The following is a 20110-nucleotide window of genomic DNA, read 5'->3' as shown; positions in this document are numbered from 1 at the left end:
GGCGGCCGCTACCCGGCCGACGCCACCGGGACGCCGCGGTCGGCCTTGCGGCGCAGCTGGACCAGCTCGGCGAGGATCGAGAGCGCGATCTCCTCCGGCTCGATGGCGCCGATGTCGAGGCCGGCCGGCCCGTGCAGCTCGGGCAGGCGCGCCGAGGCCTCTGGCGACAGCTCCTCCCTGAGCCTGCCGGCCAGGGTCTGCACCTTGCGCCGGCTGCCGACCATGCCGAGATAGCCGGCGCCGCTCTCCAGCGCCGCCTTCAGCGCCTCGCGGTCGCGGCGGCCCTGGGTCGCCACGACGACGGCGTCGCGGGGCCCGAGCCGAAGGCCCGCCAAGTCGTAGCCGTCGAGCAGGACGTCGGCGCCGGCGAGGCGCTCCTGCTCCTCGGCCGGGGCGGCGGCGATCACCCGCCGGCCGACCGCGGCGGCCTGGGCGACCAGGGCCTGGGCGACCGGCGACGCGCCGCAGACGACCAGGCGCGGCGCCTGGCCGAGCGGCTCCAGGAACAGCTCGACCGTGCCGCCGCTCGGGCACATCGAGGCGTGCAGCGGCACGCCGTCGGCGTCCTGCGGCCCGTTGCCGGCCCCACGACCAGCCTGGGCGACCTCCTCCTTCGGGCGTACGCGGATCATCGTCGGCTCGTTCCGCCTGAGCGCCTCCAGGCCGGCCTTGCGCACCGCCCCGGTGACGCAGCCGCCGCCGACGAAGCCGTGCAGCAGCCCGTCGGCGGTCACCACCGCCTTGGCGCCGGCCTTGGCCGAGGTGGCGTTGGCGGTGCGCACCACCGTCGCGACGCAGAAGTCGGCGCCCTCGGCGCGCAGCCGTTCGATCAGGTCGAGGATCTTCTCCGCACTGGTCATAGCGTCGCGAGCTCCGGCTCGAGGGCGGCCAGGGCGTCCAGCGTGTTGGCCGCGGCGAAGTGGTCGATGTAGGGCAAGGCCGCCTGCATGGCCGCGGTCACCGGCCGGTAGTCGCGCCAGCCGAGCAGCGGGTTCAGCCAGATCAGGCGCGGCGCCCGCTTCTTCAGCCGCCCGAGAGCCGCGGCCAGGGCCTCGGGGCTGCCGGTGTCGTAGCCGTCGCTCAGGATCAGCACGACCGAGCGGGCGTTGAGCGCCCGCTTGGCGTAGTGCGCGTTGAAGGCGGCCAGGCCCTCACCCAGCCGGGTGCCGCCGCCGAAGCCCTCGGCGAGCAGCGCGAGCTGCGTCATGGCCTTCAGGGAATCGCGCTCGCGCAGGGCATCGGTGACCCGCACCAGGCGGGTGTGCAGCAGGTAGGCGTCGCTCTCCGCCCAGCGCCCGACCAGGCCCTTCACGAACTGCAGGAAGAAGCGGCTGTAGTGCTGCATCGAGCCCGAGACGTCGAGGAAGACGACCAGGCGCACCGGCCGGTCCGGGCGCTCGCGCCAGGCCAGGCGCAGCGGCTCGCCGCCCTGGGCGAGCGAGCGGCGGATGGTCCGGCGGAGGTCGAGCCGTCGGCCCCGGGGTGCGATCCGCTGGCGCCGCGACAGGCGATAGCGGATCGCGCTGGCGAGCCGGAAGGCCAGTTCCTCGGCGGCCGCCATCTCCGCCGGATCGACGACGTGGCGCAGGTCGGTGCGGCGCAGCACCTGCCGGCGCGAGGCGATCAGGCGGCCGCTCGACTCGCCCTCGGCCTCCGCGCCGGCGGCACTCTCGAGCCTGGGTCCGCGCGCGTCGGCGGGCTCGCTCGCGGCCTCGTCGCCGAGATGGCCGCGCCACAGCGCCTGCTGGGCGCGGTTGCGCTGCTGGCGATGCCGCGGCCGCTCGACCCGCTCGCGCACCCGCCCCCGGCCGAACCAGTAGGCTTCGAAGAGCGCATCGAAGCGCTGCCACTCCTCGCGCCGGCCGGCCAGCAGGCAGCGCAGGCGGCGACGCGCCTCGGCGGTCGTATGGGGCCCGCCCTCGACCACGCGCAGCGCCCCCGCCGTCTCCTCCGGCCCGAGCGCGAAGCCGTTGAGCCGGAGGTGGCCGACGAAGCCGGCCATGCGCGCCGCGAAGGGCGGCGCCGCGGCCACCGGCGCGGCGGGCACAGCCATCACTCCGCGGCCAGCCGGGCCGTCACCTCGGGCGTCACGGCCTTGAGGTCGGCCTCGGTCTTCAAGAGGCAGATCAGCGTGCGCTGCAGCTTCTCCGGCTCGGCGCCGAGCCGCTCGATGCCGAGCCCGGCCAGCGCCGCCGCCCAGTCCAGGGTCTCGGCGATGCCCGGCTTCTTCTCCAGCTCCTCGCGGCGCAGGGCACGCACGAAGGCCGCGACCTGCCCGGCGAGGCGCGCGTCGATCCCGGGCAGGCGGCGGCGCAGGATCTCCAGCTCGCGCCCGGGCTCCGGGAACTCGACCCAGCTGTAGAGGCAGCGCCGGCGCAGCGCGTCGCTGAGCTCGCGCGTGCCGTTAGAGGTCAGGATGACGACCGGGATCGAGCGTGCCCGGATGGTGCCGAGCTCCGGCACCGTGACCTGGAAGTCCGAGAGGATCTCCAGCAGGTAGGCCTCGAACTCCTCGTCGGCGCGGTCGATCTCGTCGATCAGCAGCACCGGCGGCTGCTCCTGGCTCAACGCCTCCAGCAGCGGGCGGCGCAGCAGGTAGTCCTCGGAGAAGATCTCGGCCTCGATCTGGCGGGCGCTCAGGTGCTCCTGCTCGCGCGCCCGGATCGCCAGCAGCTGGCGCTGGTAGTTCCACTCGTAGATCGCGTGGCCGGCGTCCAGGCCCTCGTAGCACTGCAGGCGGATGAGGCGCGTGTCGAGCAGTGCCGCCAGGGCCTTGGCGACCTCGGTCTTGCCGACCCCGGCCTCGCCCTCGAGCAGCAGCGGCCGCTTCAGCTCGAGGGCGAGCTGAAGCGCGGTCGCGAGGCCTTCGTCGGCGACGTAGCCGACGTCGCGCAGGCGCTCCGCGAGATCGGGTCCGGCTTCGGTCATGGGCAGAATATGGGTCTTCGGGTGGTCGGGCAGGAGGGCGTCCGAAGCCGCCCTCCTGCCCGCTCCCTTTCCTCCCCCGGCTTCTGTCTCGGGGGTTGTCGCGTCACCCGGTCACGCCCAGCCGCTGAGCGGTCTGCCAGACCCGCCAATGGTCGTGCGGCATCTGGGTATGGGTCAGTCCGAGGTGCGCGAAGGCGTCGTTGACGGCGTTCGAGAAGGCCGACACGCCGCCGACGTTGGGGCTCTCGCCGACGCCCTTGGCGCCGATCGGATGGTGCGGCGAGGGGGTCTCGGTCCAGTCGGTCTCCCAGGCCGGGGTCTCGACCGCGGTCGGCAGGAAGAAGTCCATCAGGCTGCCGCCGTGGACGTTGCCGTCCGCGTCGTAGGAGATCTCCTGGCCCATGGCGATGGCCAGGGCCTCGGTCAGGCCGCCGTGGACCTGGCCCTCGATGATCATCGGGTTGATCCGGGTGCCGCAGTCGTCGAGGGCATAGAAGCGCTCGATCTCGGTGACGCCCGTGTCGACGTCGATCTGGACCACGCAGAGATAGGCGCCGAAGGGATAGGTCATGTTCGGCGGGTCGTAGTAGGAGACCGCCTCGAGGCCCGGCTCGAGCCCCGGGATCGCCTGGTTGTAGGCGGCGAAGGCGAGCTCCTTCATGGTCTTGAAGCGCTCCGGGTTGCCCTTGACCTGGAAGCGGTCGACCTCCCACTCCAGGTCGCCCTCGTGGACCTCCAGCAGGTAGGCCGCGATCATCTGCGCCTTGGCCCGGATCTTCCGCCCGGCCATGGCCGTGGCGGCGCCGGCGACCGGCGTCGAGCGCGAGCCGTAGGTGCCCAGGCCGTAGGGCGCGGTGTCGGTGTCGCCCTCCTCCAGGGTGATGTCGGCGGCCGGGATGCCGATCTCGCTGGCCAGGATCTGGGCGAAGGTCGTGGCGTGGCCCTGGCCCTGGCTGATCGTGCCCAGGCGGGCGATCGCCGAGCCGGTCGGATGGATGCGGATCTCGCAGGAGTCGAACATCCCGAGGCCCAGGATGTCGCAGTTCTTGACCGGGCCGGCGCCGACGATCTCGGTGAAGAAGGCGACGCCGACGCCCATCAGCTTGCGGGTCTCGCCCCGCTTGAAGGCCTCGCGACTGGCCTTCTGGCGGGCCCTCAGGCCGTCGTAGTCGACGCTCTTCAGCGCCTTGGCGAGCGCCGTGTGGTAGTCGCCGGAGTCGTATTCCCAGCCGAGCGCCGACTGGTAGGGAAACTGCTCCTTGCGGATGAAGTTGATCATCCGGATCTCGGCCGGGTCCCTGTCCAGCTTGCGCGCCAGCACGTCGATCATGCGCTCGATGAAGTAGCTGGCCTCGGTGACCCGGAAGGAGCAGCGGTAGGCGACGCCGCCCGGCGCCTTGTTGGTGTAGACGCCGTCGACCGAGACGTAGGCCACGGGCACGTCGTAGGAGCCGGTGCAGATGTTGAAGAAGCCGGCCGGGAACTTGGTCGGGTCGGCGCAGGCGTCGAAGGCGCCGTGGTCGGCCAGCACGTGGCACCAGAGGCCGGTGATCCGGCCTTCCGGGGTCGCCGCGATCCTGCCGGTCATGTGGTAGTCGCGGGCGAAGGCCGTCGTGGAGAGGTTCTCCATGCGGTCCTCGATCCACTTGACCGGCACGCCCAGCACGATCGAGGCGACGGCCGAGCAGATGTAGCCCGGATAGACGCCGACCTTGTTGCCGAAGCCGCCGCCGATGTCCGGCGAGATGATCCGGATGTTGTGCTCGGGGATGTTGGTGATCAGCGAGGCCACGGTGCGCACCGCGTGCGGCGCCTGGAAGGTGCCCCAGATCGTCAGCTTGCCGTTGATCTTGTCCATCGAGGCGACGCAGCCGCAGGTCTCCAGCGGACAGGGATGGACCCGCTGGTAGGTGATCTGCTCCTCGACCACGACCGCGGCCGCGGCCAGGGCCTGCTCGGTCGCCGCCTTGTCGCCGACCTCCCAGGTGAAGATGTGGTTCGGGTGGCGGCGCGGCCCGTGGGCCCCCTCGGTCTTGTCCTTGATGTCCTCGCGCAGGATCGGCGCGTCCGGGTCCATCGAGCGGTGCGGATCGACCAGCGGCGGCAGCTCCTCGTAGTCGACCTCGACCAGCTCGACCGCGTCGGCCGCGGCGTAGCGGTCCTCGGCGACGACGAAGGCGACCTCCTGGTTCTGGAACAGCACCTTCTCGTCGGCCAGCACCGCCTGGACGTCGCCGGCCAGCGTCGGCATCCAGTGCAGGCCGAGCGGCCTCAGGTCGTCGGCGGTCAGCACCGCCTTGACCCCGGGCACGGCCAGCGCCGCCTCCTTGTTGATCGACTTGATGCGGCCGTGGCCGATCGGCGAGCGCACGAAGTCGCCGAACAGCATGCCGGGCAGCTTGATGTCGTCGACGTAGTGGCCCTTGCCCTGGGTGAAGCGGGCATCCTCGACGCGCTTGCGCGAGCAGCCGAGGCCCTGGAGCTTGTCCTTGCGCTCCTCGAGCGAGACGGGGGTCTGGACGGTCATTCCGCGGCCTCCCCAGGGGCAGTGGTAGCGACGGCCATCTGCTGCGCCGCCGCCTGGATCGCCTTGACGATGTTCTGGTAGCCGGTGCAGCGGCAGAGGTTGCCCGAGATGCCGAAGCGGATCTCCGCCTCGCTCGGGTTCGGGTTCTCCTGCAGCAGCCGGTAGGCCCGGGTGATCATGCCCGGCGTGCAGAAGCCGCACTGCAGGCCGTGATGCTCGCGGAAGGCCTCCTGCAGCGGGTGCAGGCTGCCGTCGGCGGCGGCCAAGCCCTCGATGGTCGTGACCTCGGCGCCGTTGGCCTGGGCCACGAAGACCGTGCAGGACTTCACCGACTTGCCGTCGAGGTCGACGGTGCAGGCGCCGCAATGGCTGGTGTCGCAGCCGATGTGCGGGCCGGTCAGCGCCAGCTCCTCGCGCAGGAAGTGGATCAGCAGGGTCCGCGGCTCGGCCAGGGCTTCGACGGCCCGGCCGTTGACCGTCATCTTGACGTGCATCTTCGACATGGAGTGCTCCCGGTAGGGGGATGCGGCGCTCGGAGGGCGCCGCCTCAGCTGGCGCGGCTTCGGGCCTTCTCGACGGCGCGGGTGACCATCACGTCGGTCAGGTGGACGCGGAACGCGCGCGGCCCGCGGCCGTCCTCGGCCGGCGCGGCGATCGCCTTCGCGGCCTCGGCCGCGGCCTTGACCGCCGCCGCGTCGACCGCGGTGCCGACCAGGGCCCGGCCGGCGGCCTCGGCGAGCAGCGGCGTGTCGCCGACGTTGGTCAGGGCGATCGAGGCCTTGCGGCAGGTGCCGCCCTCGAGCTCCAGCAGCACCGCGGCGGCGGCCGTCGCGTAGTCGCCGATCTTGCGCTTCTGCTTCTCGTAGGCCCAGCCGTGGCCGGCCGCCGGCGCGGCGATCCGCACTGCCGCCAGCACCTCGCCCGGGTCGAGCGCGGTCGTGAAGGGGCCCTCGTAGAAGGCGCGCGCCGGCAGCTCGCGCTCGCCGCCCGGCCCGCGCAGGAGGTAGCGGGCGTCGAGCGCCTGCATCAGGCCCGGCAGGTCGTTGCCCGGATCTCCGTTCGCGACATTCCCGCCGACCGTGCCGAGGCTGCGGATCTGCGGGTCGGCGATCTGCAACGCGGTCTCGCGCAGGATCGGGCAGAGCCTCGCCAGCTCCGCCGAGGCGATCATCTCCGCCTGGGTGGTCATGGCGCCGATGGTGATCTGGGAGCCGTCAATGCGGATGCCCTTCAGCTCCGCGACGTCCTGCAGGTCGACGAGGTGCTCCGGCAGGGCCATGCGCAGCTTCATCATCGGGATCAGGCTGTGGCCGCCGGCGACGACGCGCGATTCCTCGCCGAGCGAGGCGAGCAGCGAGACCGCCTCCTCGAGGGTACGCGGCCGGTGGTAGTCGAACGAGCCGGGAATCATGCTGTCTTCGATCCTCCCTGGACGGTCCCGCGGCTTGGCGCCGCGTGTTGCTTGCTTGGGACGATCGAGCATGACCCCGGGCCGCCGCGCCTTAAGGACAAAGGCACGAACGCCCGCCGCCTTTCACGAAATGCGCCTGGATTGCACGAAATGCAGAGTGAGTGGCGCGTGCATTGGCCCTGTCGCTGTTTCGTCATTCCGACGCGCGGCGCAGATGACACTCCCTCTCCGCCCCTGGGGGGCGGAGAGGGTCGGGGTGAGGTGGGGAAAAGGACGTCGAAGCCGGCTAGCGCGGACGAGGTGGACCGCCCCACCTCTCCCTGCCCTCTCCGCCCCCCGGGGCGGAGAGGGAAAGACCGAGTCACGTCAGGCCGAGCAGGGCCTCGACCTGCTGCAGGCGGCCGCGGCTGACCGGGACCTCGAGGCCGGTCCCCTCGCCCAGGAAGCAGGCGCCCTTGTCGCCGGACTTGCGGAAGCCGCTGATGTGCTGGCGGTTGACCAGGTAGCTGCGGTGGGTGCGCAGGAAGGTCTCGGGATCGAGCGCCGCCTCGATGCGCGAGATCGACCAGGGGCAGAAGAACTCGCCCTGGGCGTCCTGGATGCGCGTGTAGTGGCCCTCGGCACGTACGGCGAGGATCGCGCTGCTCGGCAGGAAGCGGATCGTGTTGTCCTTCTCGTAGGGAATGCGCGTGACCTGGGCGACCGCCGTCTGGCGGCCGCGCACGAAGGCCTTCGACAGGACCGCCGACTGGTCGGGCAGCCGGGCCGCGACGCGCTCCGCCAGCCTCGCCGGGGCCGTCCGCCCGACGGCCGCCTCGGGCCGTACGTCCCCGGCGTCCGCCGCCGACATCTCGCCCGGCACGGCCATCAGCAGGAACAGGCCGCAGATCACGAAGGCGGCGAGCGCCACGATCAGCGCCAGGCTGCCCTGGGACAGCGCCGGCACCGCGGTGACGCTCGGGCTGTCGGTCAGGCGGAAGGTCGTGAAGGCCATCGCCGAATAGTGCATGGCCGAGACCGCGAGGCCGAGCAGGACGCTGCCGGTCAGCGTCGCCCGCCGGGTCCGCTTGCGATAGGCCATCTCCATCGCCAGGATCGAGGCGCCGATGCCGATCGCCGAGGCCAGCGCGACGCCCCAAGGCCCGAAGGCAACCAGGCAGTTGCCGGTGATCGCCGACATGCCGAGGTAGTGCATCGCCACGATGCCGATGCCGGTCAGGCAGCCGGCGACGACGATCCGCCCCGGCGTACGTTCGCCGAAATGCAGCAGCAGCAGGGCCGTACCGGTGACCAGCACGGCGATCAGCGCCGAGCCGAGCGTCCGCAGGGGATCGTAGAAGATCACGACGTTGAGCTGCACCGCCATCATGGCGACGAAGTGCATCGACCAGATGCCGCCGCCGAGCGCGATCGCGGCCTCGGCGATGCGCGCCTTGCGGACGTCCGTCGAGGTCGCGCTGAGGCCGCTGGTCAGGCGCAGGCAGGTGAAGGCCGCCATGACCGCGACCGCGACCGACGCGGCGACCAGCCAGGGGTCGTAACGCACCTCGATCATCGTGCCCGGGCGTCCTCCCACCGGCAGCACCGGCCGCGGCCGTCTGTCGGGCCGCTCGCCGGGAACGGCCGGCACCCCAGGGCGGCACCCCGGGGCCGGACCGTCCGCCCCCGCAGAGGGGGGCCGGCGACAGGGTAGCTCCCGGGCTGCCGACGCTCAAGGGTTGCGCGTCGGGCCGACGCCTCGCCATAGTCCGGCCATGACGCTGGCAAGCTGGCTCGCCCTGCTGCTCGCCCTCACCCTGCTCGGCCTGACGCCCGGGCCGGGCTGGGCCGCCGTGGTTGGCACGGCGCTCGGCCGTGGCTTCGCCGCCGGCGCGGCCATGGCCCTCGGCGTCGGCCTCGGCGACGTCGTCTTCGTGCTGCTCGCGGTCTTCGGCCTGGCGCTGCTCGCCGAGACGCTCGGCGAGCTGTTCCTGCTGGTGCGGCTGGCCGGCGCCGGCTACCTGGTCTTCCTGGGCGTCCAGTGCTGGCGCCGCCCGCCCCGCGTCGCCGACAGCGGCGCGGCGCCGAAGCCGCGCTCCCTCTCCGCTTCCTTCGTCGGCGGCTTCGCGCTGACCCTCGGCAACCCGAAGGTCATCGCCTTCTACCTGGGCTTCCTGCCGGCCTTCCTCGACCTCGGCCGGCTCGGCGGCGGCGACGTCGCCCTGGTCGCCGGCACCGCCTTCACGGTGATCGCCGGCCTGCTGACCGGCTACGCCGCCCTCGCCGCCGCCTCGCGCCGCCTGCTGCTGCGCGAGCGCGTCGCGCGCTGGTTCGGCCGCGTCACCGGCAGCTGCCTGATCGCCAGCGGCATCGCCGTCGCCACCCGCTAGGGACCGCCGGCGCCGCAGCGCCCGGTCCGGCGTCCGGCATCCTCCCCTACGCGGCCTCCGCCTCCGGACGGTCGAGATGGTCGACCCGGCGCAGCTGGGGGAAGAGACGCGAGGCGACCAGCGCGACCAGCAGGGTGCCGGCGCCGCCGACCACGACCGCCGGGACGACGCCGATCAGCGCCGCCATGACGCCGGCACGGAACTCGCCGAGCTCGTTGGAGGCGCCGATGAACACCAGGTTGACCGCATTGACCCGGCCGCGCAGCGCGTCCGGGGTCCAGACCTGGATCAGGGTCTCGCGCACGTAGACGCTGACCATGTCGAGCGCGCCGATCGCGGCCAGGGCGCCGATCGACAGCCCGGGCGCCGTCGACAGGCCGAAGACGCAGGTGAAGAGCCCGAAGCCGCCGACCGCGACGAACAGCAGCACGCCGGCCGACTGGCGGATCGGCCGGCGGATCAGGAACAGCGCCATGGCCAGGGCCCCGATGCCCGGCGCGCTGCGCAGCAGGCCGAGGCCGGTCGGCCCGACCGCCAGGATGTCGCGGGCATAGGCCGGCAGCAGCGCCGTGGCGCCGCCGAGCAGCACGGCGAAGAGGTCGAGGGTGATGGCGCCCAGCACGACCTTCTCCTGCCAGATGTAGCGGAAGCCGGCGCTGACGGTCTGCCAGCTCAGCGCGCCGGCCGCGCCGGTCGCGCGCGGCACCGGCGGGATGCGCAGCACCTGGACCAGCGCCAGGGCCCAGAAGGCGCCGGCCGCCGCGAAGGGCAGCTCCGGCGCGACGCCGTAGAGCAGGCCGCCGACCACCGGCCCGCAGATCACCACGAACTGCCAGCCCGAGGAGTTCCAGGCGATCGCCGTCGACAGCTCCTCCGTCGGAACGAGGTTCGGCGTGATCGCCCGGTCGGCCGGGCCGTAGAAGGCGCGCGCCGAGCCGAACAGCACCAGCAGGCCGAAGATCGGCAGCACGCTTCCGGTGCGGGTCGCGACCAGGGCCACGATGGCCGAGACGCAGACGAGCTGCAGGCCGATGCAGACCGCCATGATGCGCCGCCGCTCGAAGCGGTCGGCCGCCGCCCCGGTCAGGAAGAACAGCGCCAGGAAGGGCAGGAACTGGCAGAGCCCGACCAGGCCGAGGTCGAGCGGGTCGTGGGTCAGGTCGTAGACATACCAGCCGACCGCGACGCTGAGGAACTGCATCGCCGCCGTGGTCAGCAGCCGCGCGCTCCAGTAGATGCGGAAGCCGCGGTGCCGGAACACGGCGAGGCTCCGTCGCGGGCTCGGCGGATCGTCGGACATTCAGGCGGCGGGGTCGGGTAAGACTGGCATGCCGGGTGATCCTTCCCGAAGCACCCTGCCGGCGGAAGCGGCCTTTTCGCACGGCCGGCCTGCGGCACCGTCCCCGGGGAGCCCGGCCATGCCGCCGCTCAGCGCTTGGCGAGGCGCGGGCGGGAGATCAGGCGGGCGGCCTCCATGACCTGGGGGGCCAGCTTCTCGCGCACCGCCTCGAGGGTCCAGGAGGCGGTCGAGACCGAGCTCTGCACCGCGCCGACCGGGCGGCCGAACTGGTCGGAGATCGGCGCCGAGACCGCGAGCTCGCCGAGCAGCACCTCCTGGTTGGTCGCGCAGAAGCCCTCCAGGCGCGCCTGCTCGACGATCTCCAGGATGCGGCCGCGGTCGGTCGTGGTCAGGGGCGTCAGCGCGCGCAGCGGTCGGGCGTCGAGCAGCGCCTCGACCTCCTGGCGCGGCAGCAGCGACATGATCGCCCGGCCGCCGGAGGCGCAGTAGGCCGGCTGGCGCCGGCCGATCAGCGCCGCCGCGACGTTCATGCGGTGCGCCGGCAGGCGCGCGACGTAGATGAAGTCGGTGCCCTCCAGCTTGCCCATGTTGACCGTCTCGCCGCAGCGCTCGCTGGCGTCGATCAGGTGCAGCAGGCCCTCGTTGATCAGCGGGTCGGTGACCAGGAAGCCGTGGGCGAGATCGAGCGCGCGCACCGTCATCCGGTAGCGGCGCGTCGCCGGGTCCTTCTCCAGGTAGCCGACGCTGGTCAGGGTGTGGGTCAGGCGCTGCACCGCGCTCTTGCCGAAGCCGGTGGCGGCGGCGATCTCGGTCAGCCCGATCGGCGCCTGGTTCGCGGCCACCGCCTCCAGCACGCGCATCGTCCGCTCGACCGAGGCGACGAAGAGGCCCTCGCCACGTTCCACGCCGTCCGCCGTCGGTTCCGCTGCCATGCCCGCTGCCCCTCCCGATTTCGTTATCGCCATGTTGACCTTCGGTGACCGTTGTGGAAACTAAGCCACAGAAAAGCGATAACAAGTATCGGTCAGCGATACAATGACCCTGGGTCGGCGGTCCGATACGGCACCGGGGCGGAACGGATTGGCAAACTGGGAGACAGACGAGGATGTCGAAGGAACTCCGTACCTACCGTCGCCTGCCGCTGCTCGCGCTCTCCGGCGTGATGCTGCTCGGCGCCACGGCTCTCTCGCCCGCGCCGGCCCACGCCGGCAAGGCCGACGACACCCTGACCTTCGCGCTGGAGCAGGAGGTCGAGGCGGTGAACTTCTACCAGAGCACCAGCCGCGACGGCGTGATCCTGAGCCGCCTGATCTGGGACACGCTGATCTACCGCGATCCCGAGAGCGGCGCCTACGAGCCGGGCCTGGCGACCTCCTGGAAGTGGGTCGACGCCACGACCATCGACTTCGACCTGCGCCAGGGCGTGACCTTCCAGAACGGCGAGCCCTTCGACGCCGACGACGTCGTCTTCACGCTCAGCTACTTCCCGAGCCCCGAGGCGAAGGTCAAGAGCAGGGAATCGGTCGCCTGGATCGACCATGCCGAGAAGCTGGGCCAGTACAAGGTCCGGCTGTTCCTCAAGGCGCCCTTCCCGGCCGCCCTGGAGTTCCTGGCCAGCCCGCTGCCGATCTATCCCAAGGACTACTACCAGAAGGTCGGCGCCGAGGGCATGGAGGCCGCCCCTGTCGGCACCGGCCCCTACAAGGTGACCAAGATCGTCAAGGGCGAGTCGATCACCTTCGAGCGCAATCCGAACTACTACAAGGACAGCCCCAAGGGCGAGCCGCAGATCGGCCACATCGTGATGCGCACCATCCCCGACAAGAACACCCAGCTCGCCGAGCTGATGACAGGCGGCGTCGACTGGATCTGGAAGGTCGACAAGGACCAGGCCGAGAGCCTGCGCGCCATGCCGCAGCTGACGGTCAAGGACGCCGAGACGATGCGTATCGGCTACCTGACCTTCGACGCGGCCGGCAAGGCCGGGCCGAGCCCGCTGACCAACGTGAAGGTGCGCCAGGCGATCGCCCACGCGATCAACCGCCAGTCGATCGTCGACAACCTCTTCGCCGGCGGCGCCCGGGTCGTCGACACCGCCTGCTTCCCGGAGCAGTTCGGCTGCGACCAGACGGTCAAGCACTACGACTACGATCCGGCGCTGGCCAAGAAGCTGCTCGCCGAGGCCGGCTATCCGGACGGCTTCGAGATCCAGCTCAACGGCTACCGCAACCGCGACCTCGCCGAGGCGATGGTCGGCGACCTCGCCAAGGTCGGCATCAAGGCGACGCTGAACTACGGCAAGTACGCCGCGATCCGCGACATGATCCGGTCCGGCAAGTCGAAGATGGCCTTCATGACCTGGGGCTCGAACTCGATCGGCGACGTCTCGGCCTCGACCAGCGTGTTCTTCACCGGCGGCGCCGACGACACCTACGGCGACGCCGAGGTCAAGGCCGAGCTGGACAAGGGCGACACCTCGACCGACCCGGCGGTGCGCAAGGAGGCCTATTCCAAGGCGCTGCACCGCATCGCCGACCAGGCCTACTGGCTGCCGCTCTGGTCCTACCCCTACACCTACGCCTACACCTCCGACCTGAACTTCACGCCGACCTCGGACGAGATCCCGCATTTCGCCCAGGCGAGCTGGAAGTAGCGCAACCGGCCGCTGCCGGGCCGGCGGGCCGCGTCCCGCCGGTCCGGCAGTACCAGTCCCACTCCCGGTGCCAGTCAGGGGAAGCGAGCGATGCTGGGATTCCTGGTCAAGCGCCTGGCGCTGGCCCTCCTGGTGGCGGTCACGGTCTCGGTCGTCGGCTTCGTGCTGCTGCGCGCCTCGGGCGACATCGCGGTGGCGATCGCCGGCGAGGGCGCGACCGAGACCGACATCCAGGCCGTGCGGCAGCAGTACGGCTTCGACCGGCCGCTGCCGGTGCAGTACGTCGAGTGGCTCGGCAAGACCCTGTCCGGCGACCTCGGCCGCTCGGTCTACTTCAACGTGCCGGTCGCCCAGCTGATCGCCGAGCGGCTGCCGGTGACCCTGCTGCTCGGCGCGCTCTCGCTGGTCTTCGCCCTGGCACTGTCGATCCCGCTCGGCGTCGTCGCGGCCCTGCGGCCGAACAGCCTGCTCGACCACGCGGCCCTCTGGCTCGCCGTCTTCGGCCAGGCCATGCCGAGCTTCTGGTTCGCCCTGCTGCTGATCCTGGTGCTCGGCGTCTGGGGCCGGCTGCTGCCGATCTCCGGCACCGGCAGCCTGCTCAACTACGTCATGCCGGCGATCGCGCTCGGCTACTACGCGACCCCGGCGATCATGCGCCTGACCCGCGCCGGCATGGTCGAGGTGCTGGGCTCCGACTACATCCGCACGGCGCGCGCCAAGGGCCTGCGCACCGGCAAGGTGCTGTTCAAGCACGCCCTGCGCAACGCCGTGATCCCGGTGGTCTCGCTGGCCGCCGTGCAGTTCGGCTTCATGCTCAGCGGCTCGATCGTCATCGAGTCGATCTTCGCCCTGCCCGGCGTCGGGCAGCTGGCCTGGATCTCGCTGCAGCGCTCCGACTTCACCGTGGTCCAGGGCATCGTGCTGATGCTGTCGGTGATCTACATCCTGCTGGCGCTGCTCGCCGACCTCTTCAACGCCTGGCTCGACCCCAGGATCCGGGTGGCCTGAGGCGATGAGCGAGAGCCCCGTGACGACCGAAACCGCGGGCGCGGAAGCGCCTGCCCCGCTCGGGCCCTGGGCGCGGATGCGCCGGCGCTCGCTGCGCCACGGCAGCGTGCTGTTCGGCGGCTTCCTGCTGCTCGCCTTCGTGGCGATCGCGCTGACCGCGCCTCTGCTCGCCCCGCACGACCCCTACGCCCAGGACCTGACCAAGCGGCTGATCGACCCGGTCTGGTCGGCCAAGGGCAGCTGGGCGCATCCGCTCGGCACCGACCAGCTGGGCCGCGACTATCTCAGCCGCATGCTCTACGGCTCCCGCGTCTCGCTGATCATCGGCCTGGTCGCCATGACCATCTCCGGGCTGATCGGCACGGCCATGGGCGTCGCCGCCGGTTACTTCGGCGGCCGCGTCGACCATGTCGTGAACTTCGTCGTCACGACCCGCCTGTCGATGCCGGTGATCCTGGTCGCGCTCGCCGTCGTCGCCATCGCCGGCAGTTCGCTGGTCGTCGTCGTGCTGGTGCTCGGCTTCCTGCTCTGGGACCGCTTCGCCGTGGTCATGCGCAGCGCGACCCGGCAGGTCCGCGACCTCGAGTACGTGACCGCCGCCGAGGCGCTCGGCATGTCGGTCTGGCGCATCGTCCTGTCCGAGATCCTGCCCAACGTGCTGGGCGCCCTGATCGTCATCGCGACCCTGGAGATGGCCCACGCGATCCTGCTGGAGGCCGCGCTGTCCTTCCTCGGCCTCGGCGTGCAGCCGCCGACGCCCTCCTGGGGCCTGATGGTCTCGGAAGGCCGCAAGGTCATGTTCTTCAAGAGCTGGCTGATCACCATCCCTGGCGCCGCCCTGTTCCTGCTGGTGCTGGCGATCAACCTGCTGGGCGACGGCCTGCGCGACGTCATGGCGCCGGAGGGACGCGGATGAGCGGGGGGATGAGCCCGGGAATGGGCGAGACGCCCCTGCTCGCCGTCGAGGATCTGCGGGTCGACCTGCCGCTGGAGCAGGGCACGCTGCACGCCGTGCGCGGCCTGTCCTTCGAGGTCGGCCGCGGCGAGACGCTCTGCCTGGTCGGCGAGTCCGGCTGCGGCAAATCGCTGACCTCGCTCGCCGTCATGGGCCTGCTGCCGCGCCGTGCGAAGCGCTCGGCCCGGCGGCTCAGCTTCGACGGTCAGGAGCTGCTGGGCCTCTCGGAGCGGCGCATGGCGGCGCTGCGCGGCAATCGCCTGGCGATGATCTTCCAGGAGCCGATGACCTCGCTGAACCCGGCCTACAGCATCGGCGACCAGCTGGAGGAAGCCCTGCTCTGCCACCGCCGGGTCGGCCGCCGCCAGGCCCGCGAGCGCGCCGTGCACCTGCTGGAGCGGGTCGGCATCACCGCCGCCGGGCGGCGCCTGGGGCAGTACCCGCACCAGCTCTCCGGCGGCCTGCGCCAGCGCATCATGATCGCCATGGCGCTGATGTGCGGCCCCGAGCTGATCATCGCCGACGAGCCGACGACGGCGCTCGACGTCACGATCCAGGCGCAGATCCTGCACCTGCTGCTGGAGCTGAAGCGCGAGATGGGCCTGGCCCTGGTGCTGATCACCCACGACCTGGGCGTCGTCGCCCGCGTCGCCGACAAGGTCGCGGTGATGTACGCCGGCGAGATCGTCGAGAGCGGCAGCGCCGTCGAGATCTTCGGAAACCCGCGCCACCCCTACACCCGCGGCCTGCTGTCCTGCGTGCCGGTGCCGGGCCGCACCAGGCCGGGCGAGCCGCTCGGCTCGATCCCGGGCATCGTGCCCTCCCTGGTCGGGTCGCTCGAGGAGTGCGGCTTCCGCGAGCGCTGCGCGCTGGCGCAGGCCGCCTGCCGGCGGCCGGTGCCGCTGCACCGGCTGGAGGCCGGCCGCGCCGTCCGCTGCGTGCTGGCCGACCCGGCGGGAGCGCCGGCATGAGCGACACCCCCGTCCTCGCGCTGCGCGACGTCAGCCGGACCTTCCGGATCAGCCGCGGCCTGATGCGCGGCAAGGCGACGCTGCGCGCCGTCGATTCGGTCTCGCTGCAGCTGCGCCGGGGCGAGGTGCTGGCCCTGGTCGGCGAGTCCGGCTGCGGCAAGACCACGCTGTCGCGCATCCTGCTCGGCCTGCTGCCGCCGAGCAGCGGCGAGGTGCTGATCGACGGCCAGCCGATGAAGCCCGCCGACCGCAAGGCGCGGGCGCGGCGCATCCAGCCGGTCTTCCAGGACCCCTACTCGTCGCTCAACCCGCGCAAGACCGTGGCCCAGATCGTCGCGGCGCCGCTGCAGGTCCATCAGGTCGGCGACCCCGCCGGGCGGGCCAGGGTGGTCGCCGAGACCCTGGACCTGGTCGGCCTGCCGCGCCGCGTCGCCGACAGCTACCCGGGCCAGATGTCCGGCGGCCAGCGCCAGCGCGTCGCCATCGCCCGCGCCCTGGTGATGCGGCCGGAGGTGATGATCTGCGACGAGCCGACCAGCGCGCTCGACGTCTCGGTCCAGTCGCAGATCCTCAACCTGCTGCTCGACCTCCAGAAGGAGCTCGGGCTGACCTACCTGCTGATCAGCCACAACCTGGCCGTGGTCGAGCACATCGCCAACCGGGTCGCGGTCATGTACCTGGGGCGCATCGTCGAGGTCGCGCCGACCGCGCGGCTCTTCGCCGAGGCGCGCCATCCCTACACCCGGGCACTGCTCGAATCCGTGCTGACGCCGGAGCCCGGGCTCGGCGTGCCGGACACCCACCTGGGCGTCGCCTACCCCAACCCCATCGACCCGCCGAGCGGCTGCGCCTTCCACCCGCGCTGTCCTTCGGTCCTGCCGATCTGCAGCCAAGTCCGGCCGCAGACCCTGCGCGACGCGCTGGGGCGCATCGAGTGCCACCTGCACGGGCCCGCGCCGACGGGAGCCGCATCCGCGGCCCCGCAAGAGCAACCACAAGAGCATTCATGACCGAACTCTGCGATCTCGACGCCGTCGCCCTGCGGCGGCTGATCGGCCGGCGTGCCGTCTCGCCGGTCGAGCTGCTCGACTCCTGCCTCGCCCGCATCGAGCGGGTGAACCCGGCGCTCAACGCCATCACCGCGACCTGCTTCGAGCGCGCCCGCCGCGAGGCCGAGGCCGCCGAGCACGCGGTCAAGGCCGGCGAGGCCCTGGGCCCGCTGCACGGCCTGCCGGTCGGCATCAAGGACCTGCAGGAGACCGAGGGCCTGCGCACCACCTTCGGCTCGAAGCTCTTCGCCGACCACGTGCCGGTGCGCGACGAGCGCACGGTTGCCGCAGTGCGCGCGGCCGGCGCCGTCGTCGTCGGCAAGACCAACGTCCCGGAATTCGGCGCCGGCGGCAACTCGACCAACCCGGTCTACGGCGCGACCGGCAACCCCTTCGATCCGGAGCGCACCTGCGGCGGCTCCTCCGGCGGCTCGGCCGCGGCCCTGGCCACCGGCATGACGCCGATCGCGACCGGCTCGGACACCGGCGGCAGCCTGCGCCTGCCGGCCGGCTTCTGCGGCATCGTCGGCCACCGCCCGACGCCGGGCCTGGTGCCCTCGGAGCGGCGCCAGGCCGGCTGGGCGCCGATCTCGGTGCTGGGGCCGATGGGCCGCACCGTCGCCGACACCGCACTGCTGTTCCAGGCGATGGTCGCCAGCGACCCCCGCGACCCCCTGTCGCCGCCCGACGGCACGCCCGGGGGCTTCTTTCCGCTGCCGGAGGCCGACCTCTCGGACCTGCGCGTCGCGGTCAGCACCGACCTCGGCTTCGCGCCGGTCGATTCGCGCATCCGCGAGACCTTCGGCAAGGCCGTCGCACGGTTCCGCGGCGCCTTCGGCAGCGTCGAGGAGGTCGACCCGCCGCTCGACGACGCCGACGCGATCTTCGACGTGCTGCGCGCCCTGCAGTTCGTCGCCGCCCACGGCAAGCGGACGCCGGAGCAGAAGGCGCTGCTCGGCCCCAACATCGTCGCCAACGTCGAGCAGGGGCTCGCCATGAGCCTCAGCGACGTCGCCGAGGCCCAGGCCGCCCACACCGCGCTCTACCGGCGCTTCCTCCGCTTCATGGACGACTACGACCTGCTGATCTGCCCGACCGTCGCGGTGCCGCCCTTCCCGCACCGCCAGCTGACCCTGAGCGAGATCGACGGCAAGCCGGCGCGCACCTACTTCCACTGGCTGGCCCTGACCTACGGCCTGACCCTGACCGCCCATCCGGTGATCTCGCTGCCCTGTGGCCTCGACCCGACCGGCACGCCCTTCGGCATCCAGCTCTGCGGCAAGCGCGGCGGCGACCGCCGCCTGCTCGCCCTGGCGGCCGCGCTGGAGGCCCATCTGGCGGCCCTGCCCGGCCTCGGCCGTCCCCTGCCCGACCTGGAGAAGCTGACCCGATGACCCGCCGCGTGCTCTCGGCGCAGATCGCCCACGAGACCAACACCTTCTCGATCGTCCCGACGACCCTCGACGACTACCGCAACCGCCTGTTCCTGGTCGGCGCCGAGATCGCGCCGGCCCTGGCGGGCACCAGGACCGAGATCGCCGGCCACCTGGCCGCCGCAGAGCGCTTCGGCTGGACCCTGGTGCAGCCGGTCGCCGCCGCGGCGACGCCGTCGGGCAAGGTCACGGCCGACTGCTGGGCCGAGCTGCAGCGCCTGGTCTACGAGGCCTGCGACGCGGGCCCCTTCGACGGCGTCATCCTGGCGCTGCACGGCGCCATGGTCGCCGAGACCGACGACGACGCCGAGGGCGCGCTGCTGGAGGGCATCCGGGCGCGGCTCGGCAGGGAGCTGCCGGTCGCCGTCACCCTCGACCTCCACGCCAACGTCACCGAGCGCATGGCGCGGCTGGCCGACATCCTGCTGCCCTACCGGACCTATCCGCACGTCGACCAGTTCGAGACGGCGCTGCGCGCCGCCGAGCTGCTGCAGGCGGCGATGGACGGCGAGATCCGGCCCAAGGTCGCGCGCCTGCAGGGCCCGCTGCTGGCCGGCATGAACCACGGCCGCACCCAGGGCGGCGTGATGAACGACCTGATGGAGCGCGCCGCGGGCCTGCAGGCGGCGACGCCCGGCCTGCTGTCCATCGACCTCTGCGCCGGCTTCTCGCTGGCCGACATCGAGGAGGCCGGCCCCAGCGTCCAGGTCACCTACGACGCCGGCCGCAACGCCGCCGAGTCGGCCGCCGCCGGTGCCGCCGAGGTGCTCTGGCGCGAGGCCGTCGTGCGCCGCGCGGAGAGCACGGTCGAGGAGCTCGACCTCGCCGCCACGACGCGCCTCGCCGCCGAGGCCGCAGCCGATCCGGACGATGCCCGCCCCCTGGTCGTCGCCGACTTCAGCGACAACCCCGGCTCCGGCGCCTACGGCGACGGCGTGCGGCTGCTCGAGGCACTGGTCGAGGCCCGCATCGAGGGCGCGCTGTTCGGCGTGCTCGTCGATCCCGAGGCCGCGGCCGCCTGCCACGCGGCGGGGCCGGGCGCGGAGCTCGAGCTCGAGGTCGGCGCCAAGCGCGATCCCGGCACCTACGGCCCGTCGCTGCGCCTGACCGGCAGGGTCGAGGCGCTGGCCGAGGGGCCCTTCGTCTGCGAGGGGCCGATGAACGGCGGCGTCGCGATGAACCTCGGCCCCTCGGCGCTGTTCAGGGTTGGCGGCGTCTCGATCGCGCTCTCGAGCAACACGCTGCAGACCTACGACCAGGAGATGTTCCGGATCCTCGGCGCCGAGCCGTCGCGCTTCCGCGTCGTCGCGGTCAAGTCGGCGCATCATTTCCGCGCCGCCTTCGCGCCGATGGCCCGCGCCGTGGTACTGGTCGACAGCGGTGGCCTCGCGACGCACGATCTGGCCCGCCTGCCCTACCGCAAGGTGCGCCGGCCGATCTGGCCACTGGACCCCGTCCCGGGCGCGGCCTGAGGCCGCGACCTTCCCTCCCAGCCATCCAGGAGAC

Annotated in this window: 17 protein-coding genes; 8 read left to right on the top strand and 9 right to left on the bottom strand. The window is 72.3% G+C overall.

The genetic code is table 11. The features are described 5' to 3' along the window. Positions 1-8 precede the first annotated feature (8 nt). The 7 genes from B9O00_RS23635 to B9O00_RS23605 form a co-directional block, all read right to left on the bottom strand. Positions 9-860 carry an XdhC family protein gene (locus tag B9O00_RS23635; protein ID WP_085125211.1) on the bottom strand — a complete coding sequence of 284 codons (852 nt, stop codon included), beginning with the start codon at positions 858-860 and terminating at the stop codon, positions 9-11. Continuing rightward, positions 857-2053 (bottom strand): vWA domain-containing protein, encoded by a 1197-nt coding sequence (locus B9O00_RS23630; protein WP_085125210.1) that lies wholly within the window; start codon positions 2051-2053, stop codon positions 857-859. Before B9O00_RS23630 ends, B9O00_RS23635 begins: the two co-directional genes overlap by 4 nt. Beyond that, positions 2053-2928 carry an AAA family ATPase gene (locus B9O00_RS23625; protein WP_085125209.1) on the bottom strand — a complete coding sequence of 292 codons (876 nt, stop codon included), beginning with the start codon at positions 2926-2928 and terminating at the stop codon, positions 2053-2055. Before B9O00_RS23625 ends, B9O00_RS23630 begins: the two co-directional genes overlap by 1 nt. A gap of 103 nt (positions 2929-3031) precedes the next feature. Further along, a complete protein-coding gene (locus B9O00_RS23620; RefSeq protein WP_085125208.1) occupies positions 3032-5455 on the bottom strand; it encodes an aerobic carbon-monoxide dehydrogenase large subunit in 2424 nt (807 codons plus the stop codon). Continuing rightward, positions 5452-5949 carry a (2Fe-2S)-binding protein gene (locus B9O00_RS23615; RefSeq protein WP_496196059.1) on the bottom strand — a complete coding sequence of 166 codons (498 nt, stop codon included), beginning with the start codon at positions 5947-5949 and terminating at the stop codon, positions 5452-5454. The genes B9O00_RS23620 and B9O00_RS23615 overlap by 4 nt, the downstream gene beginning before the upstream one ends. 53 nt (positions 5950-6002) lie before the next feature. Continuing rightward, a complete protein-coding gene (locus B9O00_RS23610) occupies positions 6003-6866 on the bottom strand; it encodes an FAD binding domain-containing protein (protein ID WP_085125206.1) in 864 nt (287 codons plus the stop codon). 361 nt (positions 6867-7227) lie between these two features. Then, positions 7228-8421: an MHYT domain-containing protein gene (locus tag B9O00_RS23605; protein ID WP_085125205.1), complete on the bottom strand. Its 1194-nt coding sequence runs from the start codon at positions 8419-8421 to the stop codon at positions 7228-7230. Between the two features lie 199 nt (positions 8422-8620). On the opposite strand from B9O00_RS23605, the gene B9O00_RS23600 reads away from it, so the two are divergent. Then, a complete protein-coding gene (locus B9O00_RS23600; RefSeq protein ID WP_085125204.1) occupies positions 8621-9235 on the top strand; it encodes a LysE family translocator in 615 nt (204 codons plus the stop codon). 46 nt (positions 9236-9281) lie between these two features. Here B9O00_RS23600 and B9O00_RS23595 read toward each other — a convergent pair whose 3' ends face one another. Together B9O00_RS23595 and B9O00_RS23590 are read right to left on the bottom strand one after the other, a co-directional pair. Then, positions 9282-10496, bottom strand: a complete 1215-nt coding sequence (locus B9O00_RS23595; RefSeq protein WP_322111216.1) for an MFS transporter — start codon at positions 10494-10496, stop codon at positions 9282-9284. A 167-nt stretch (positions 10497-10663) separates the two neighbouring features. Further along, positions 10664-11467 carry an IclR family transcriptional regulator gene (locus B9O00_RS23590; RefSeq protein WP_159460309.1) on the bottom strand — a complete coding sequence of 268 codons (804 nt, stop codon included), beginning with the start codon at positions 11465-11467 and terminating at the stop codon, positions 10664-10666. A gap of 173 nt (positions 11468-11640) precedes the next feature. On the opposite strand from B9O00_RS23590, the gene B9O00_RS23585 reads away from it, so the two are divergent. The 7 genes from B9O00_RS23585 (at position 11641) to B9O00_RS23555 (ending at position 20076) form a co-directional block, all read left to right on the top strand. Next, positions 11641-13188, top strand: coding sequence for an ABC transporter substrate-binding protein (locus B9O00_RS23585; RefSeq protein ID WP_085125201.1), 1548 nt, complete (start codon positions 11641-11643; stop codon positions 13186-13188). A 90-nt stretch (positions 13189-13278) separates the two neighbouring features. Beyond that, the gene (locus tag B9O00_RS23580; RefSeq protein ID WP_085125200.1) at positions 13279-14196 is read left to right on the top strand and encodes an ABC transporter permease; all 918 of its coding nucleotides are present in this window, start codon (positions 13279-13281) and stop codon (positions 14194-14196) included. Positions 14197-14215: 19 nt separating this feature from the next. Next, positions 14216-15112, top strand: coding sequence for an ABC transporter permease (locus B9O00_RS23575; protein ID WP_322111217.1), 897 nt, complete (start codon positions 14216-14218; stop codon positions 15110-15112). A 20-nt stretch (positions 15113-15132) separates the two neighbouring features. Next, complete coding sequence (locus B9O00_RS23570; protein ID WP_085125198.1) at positions 15133-16122, top strand: ABC transporter ATP-binding protein; 990 nt, start codon at positions 15133-15135, stop codon at positions 16120-16122. Beyond that, a complete protein-coding gene (locus B9O00_RS23565; protein WP_085125197.1) occupies positions 16119-17132 on the top strand; it encodes an ABC transporter ATP-binding protein in 1014 nt (337 codons plus the stop codon). The genes B9O00_RS23570 and B9O00_RS23565 overlap by 4 nt, the downstream gene beginning before the upstream one ends. After that, positions 17129-18565: an amidase gene (locus tag B9O00_RS23560; RefSeq protein ID WP_085125196.1), complete on the top strand. Its 1437-nt coding sequence runs from the start codon at positions 17129-17131 to the stop codon at positions 18563-18565. Before B9O00_RS23565 ends, B9O00_RS23560 begins: the two co-directional genes overlap by 4 nt. Beyond that, positions 18562-20076 (top strand): M81 family metallopeptidase, encoded by a 1515-nt coding sequence (locus tag B9O00_RS23555; RefSeq protein ID WP_085125195.1) that lies wholly within the window; start codon positions 18562-18564, stop codon positions 20074-20076. Before B9O00_RS23560 ends, B9O00_RS23555 begins: the two co-directional genes overlap by 4 nt. Positions 20077-20110: the final 34 nt, after the last annotated feature.

This window comes from Tistlia consotensis USBA 355 (genome assembly GCF_900177295.1).
In the GTDB taxonomy this organism is placed as follows: domain Bacteria; phylum Pseudomonadota; class Alphaproteobacteria; order Kiloniellales; family DSM-21159; genus Tistlia; species Tistlia consotensis.
The sequence above is the reverse complement of the archived record's forward strand: the minus strand, read 5'-3'. Positions and strand labels throughout refer to the sequence as shown.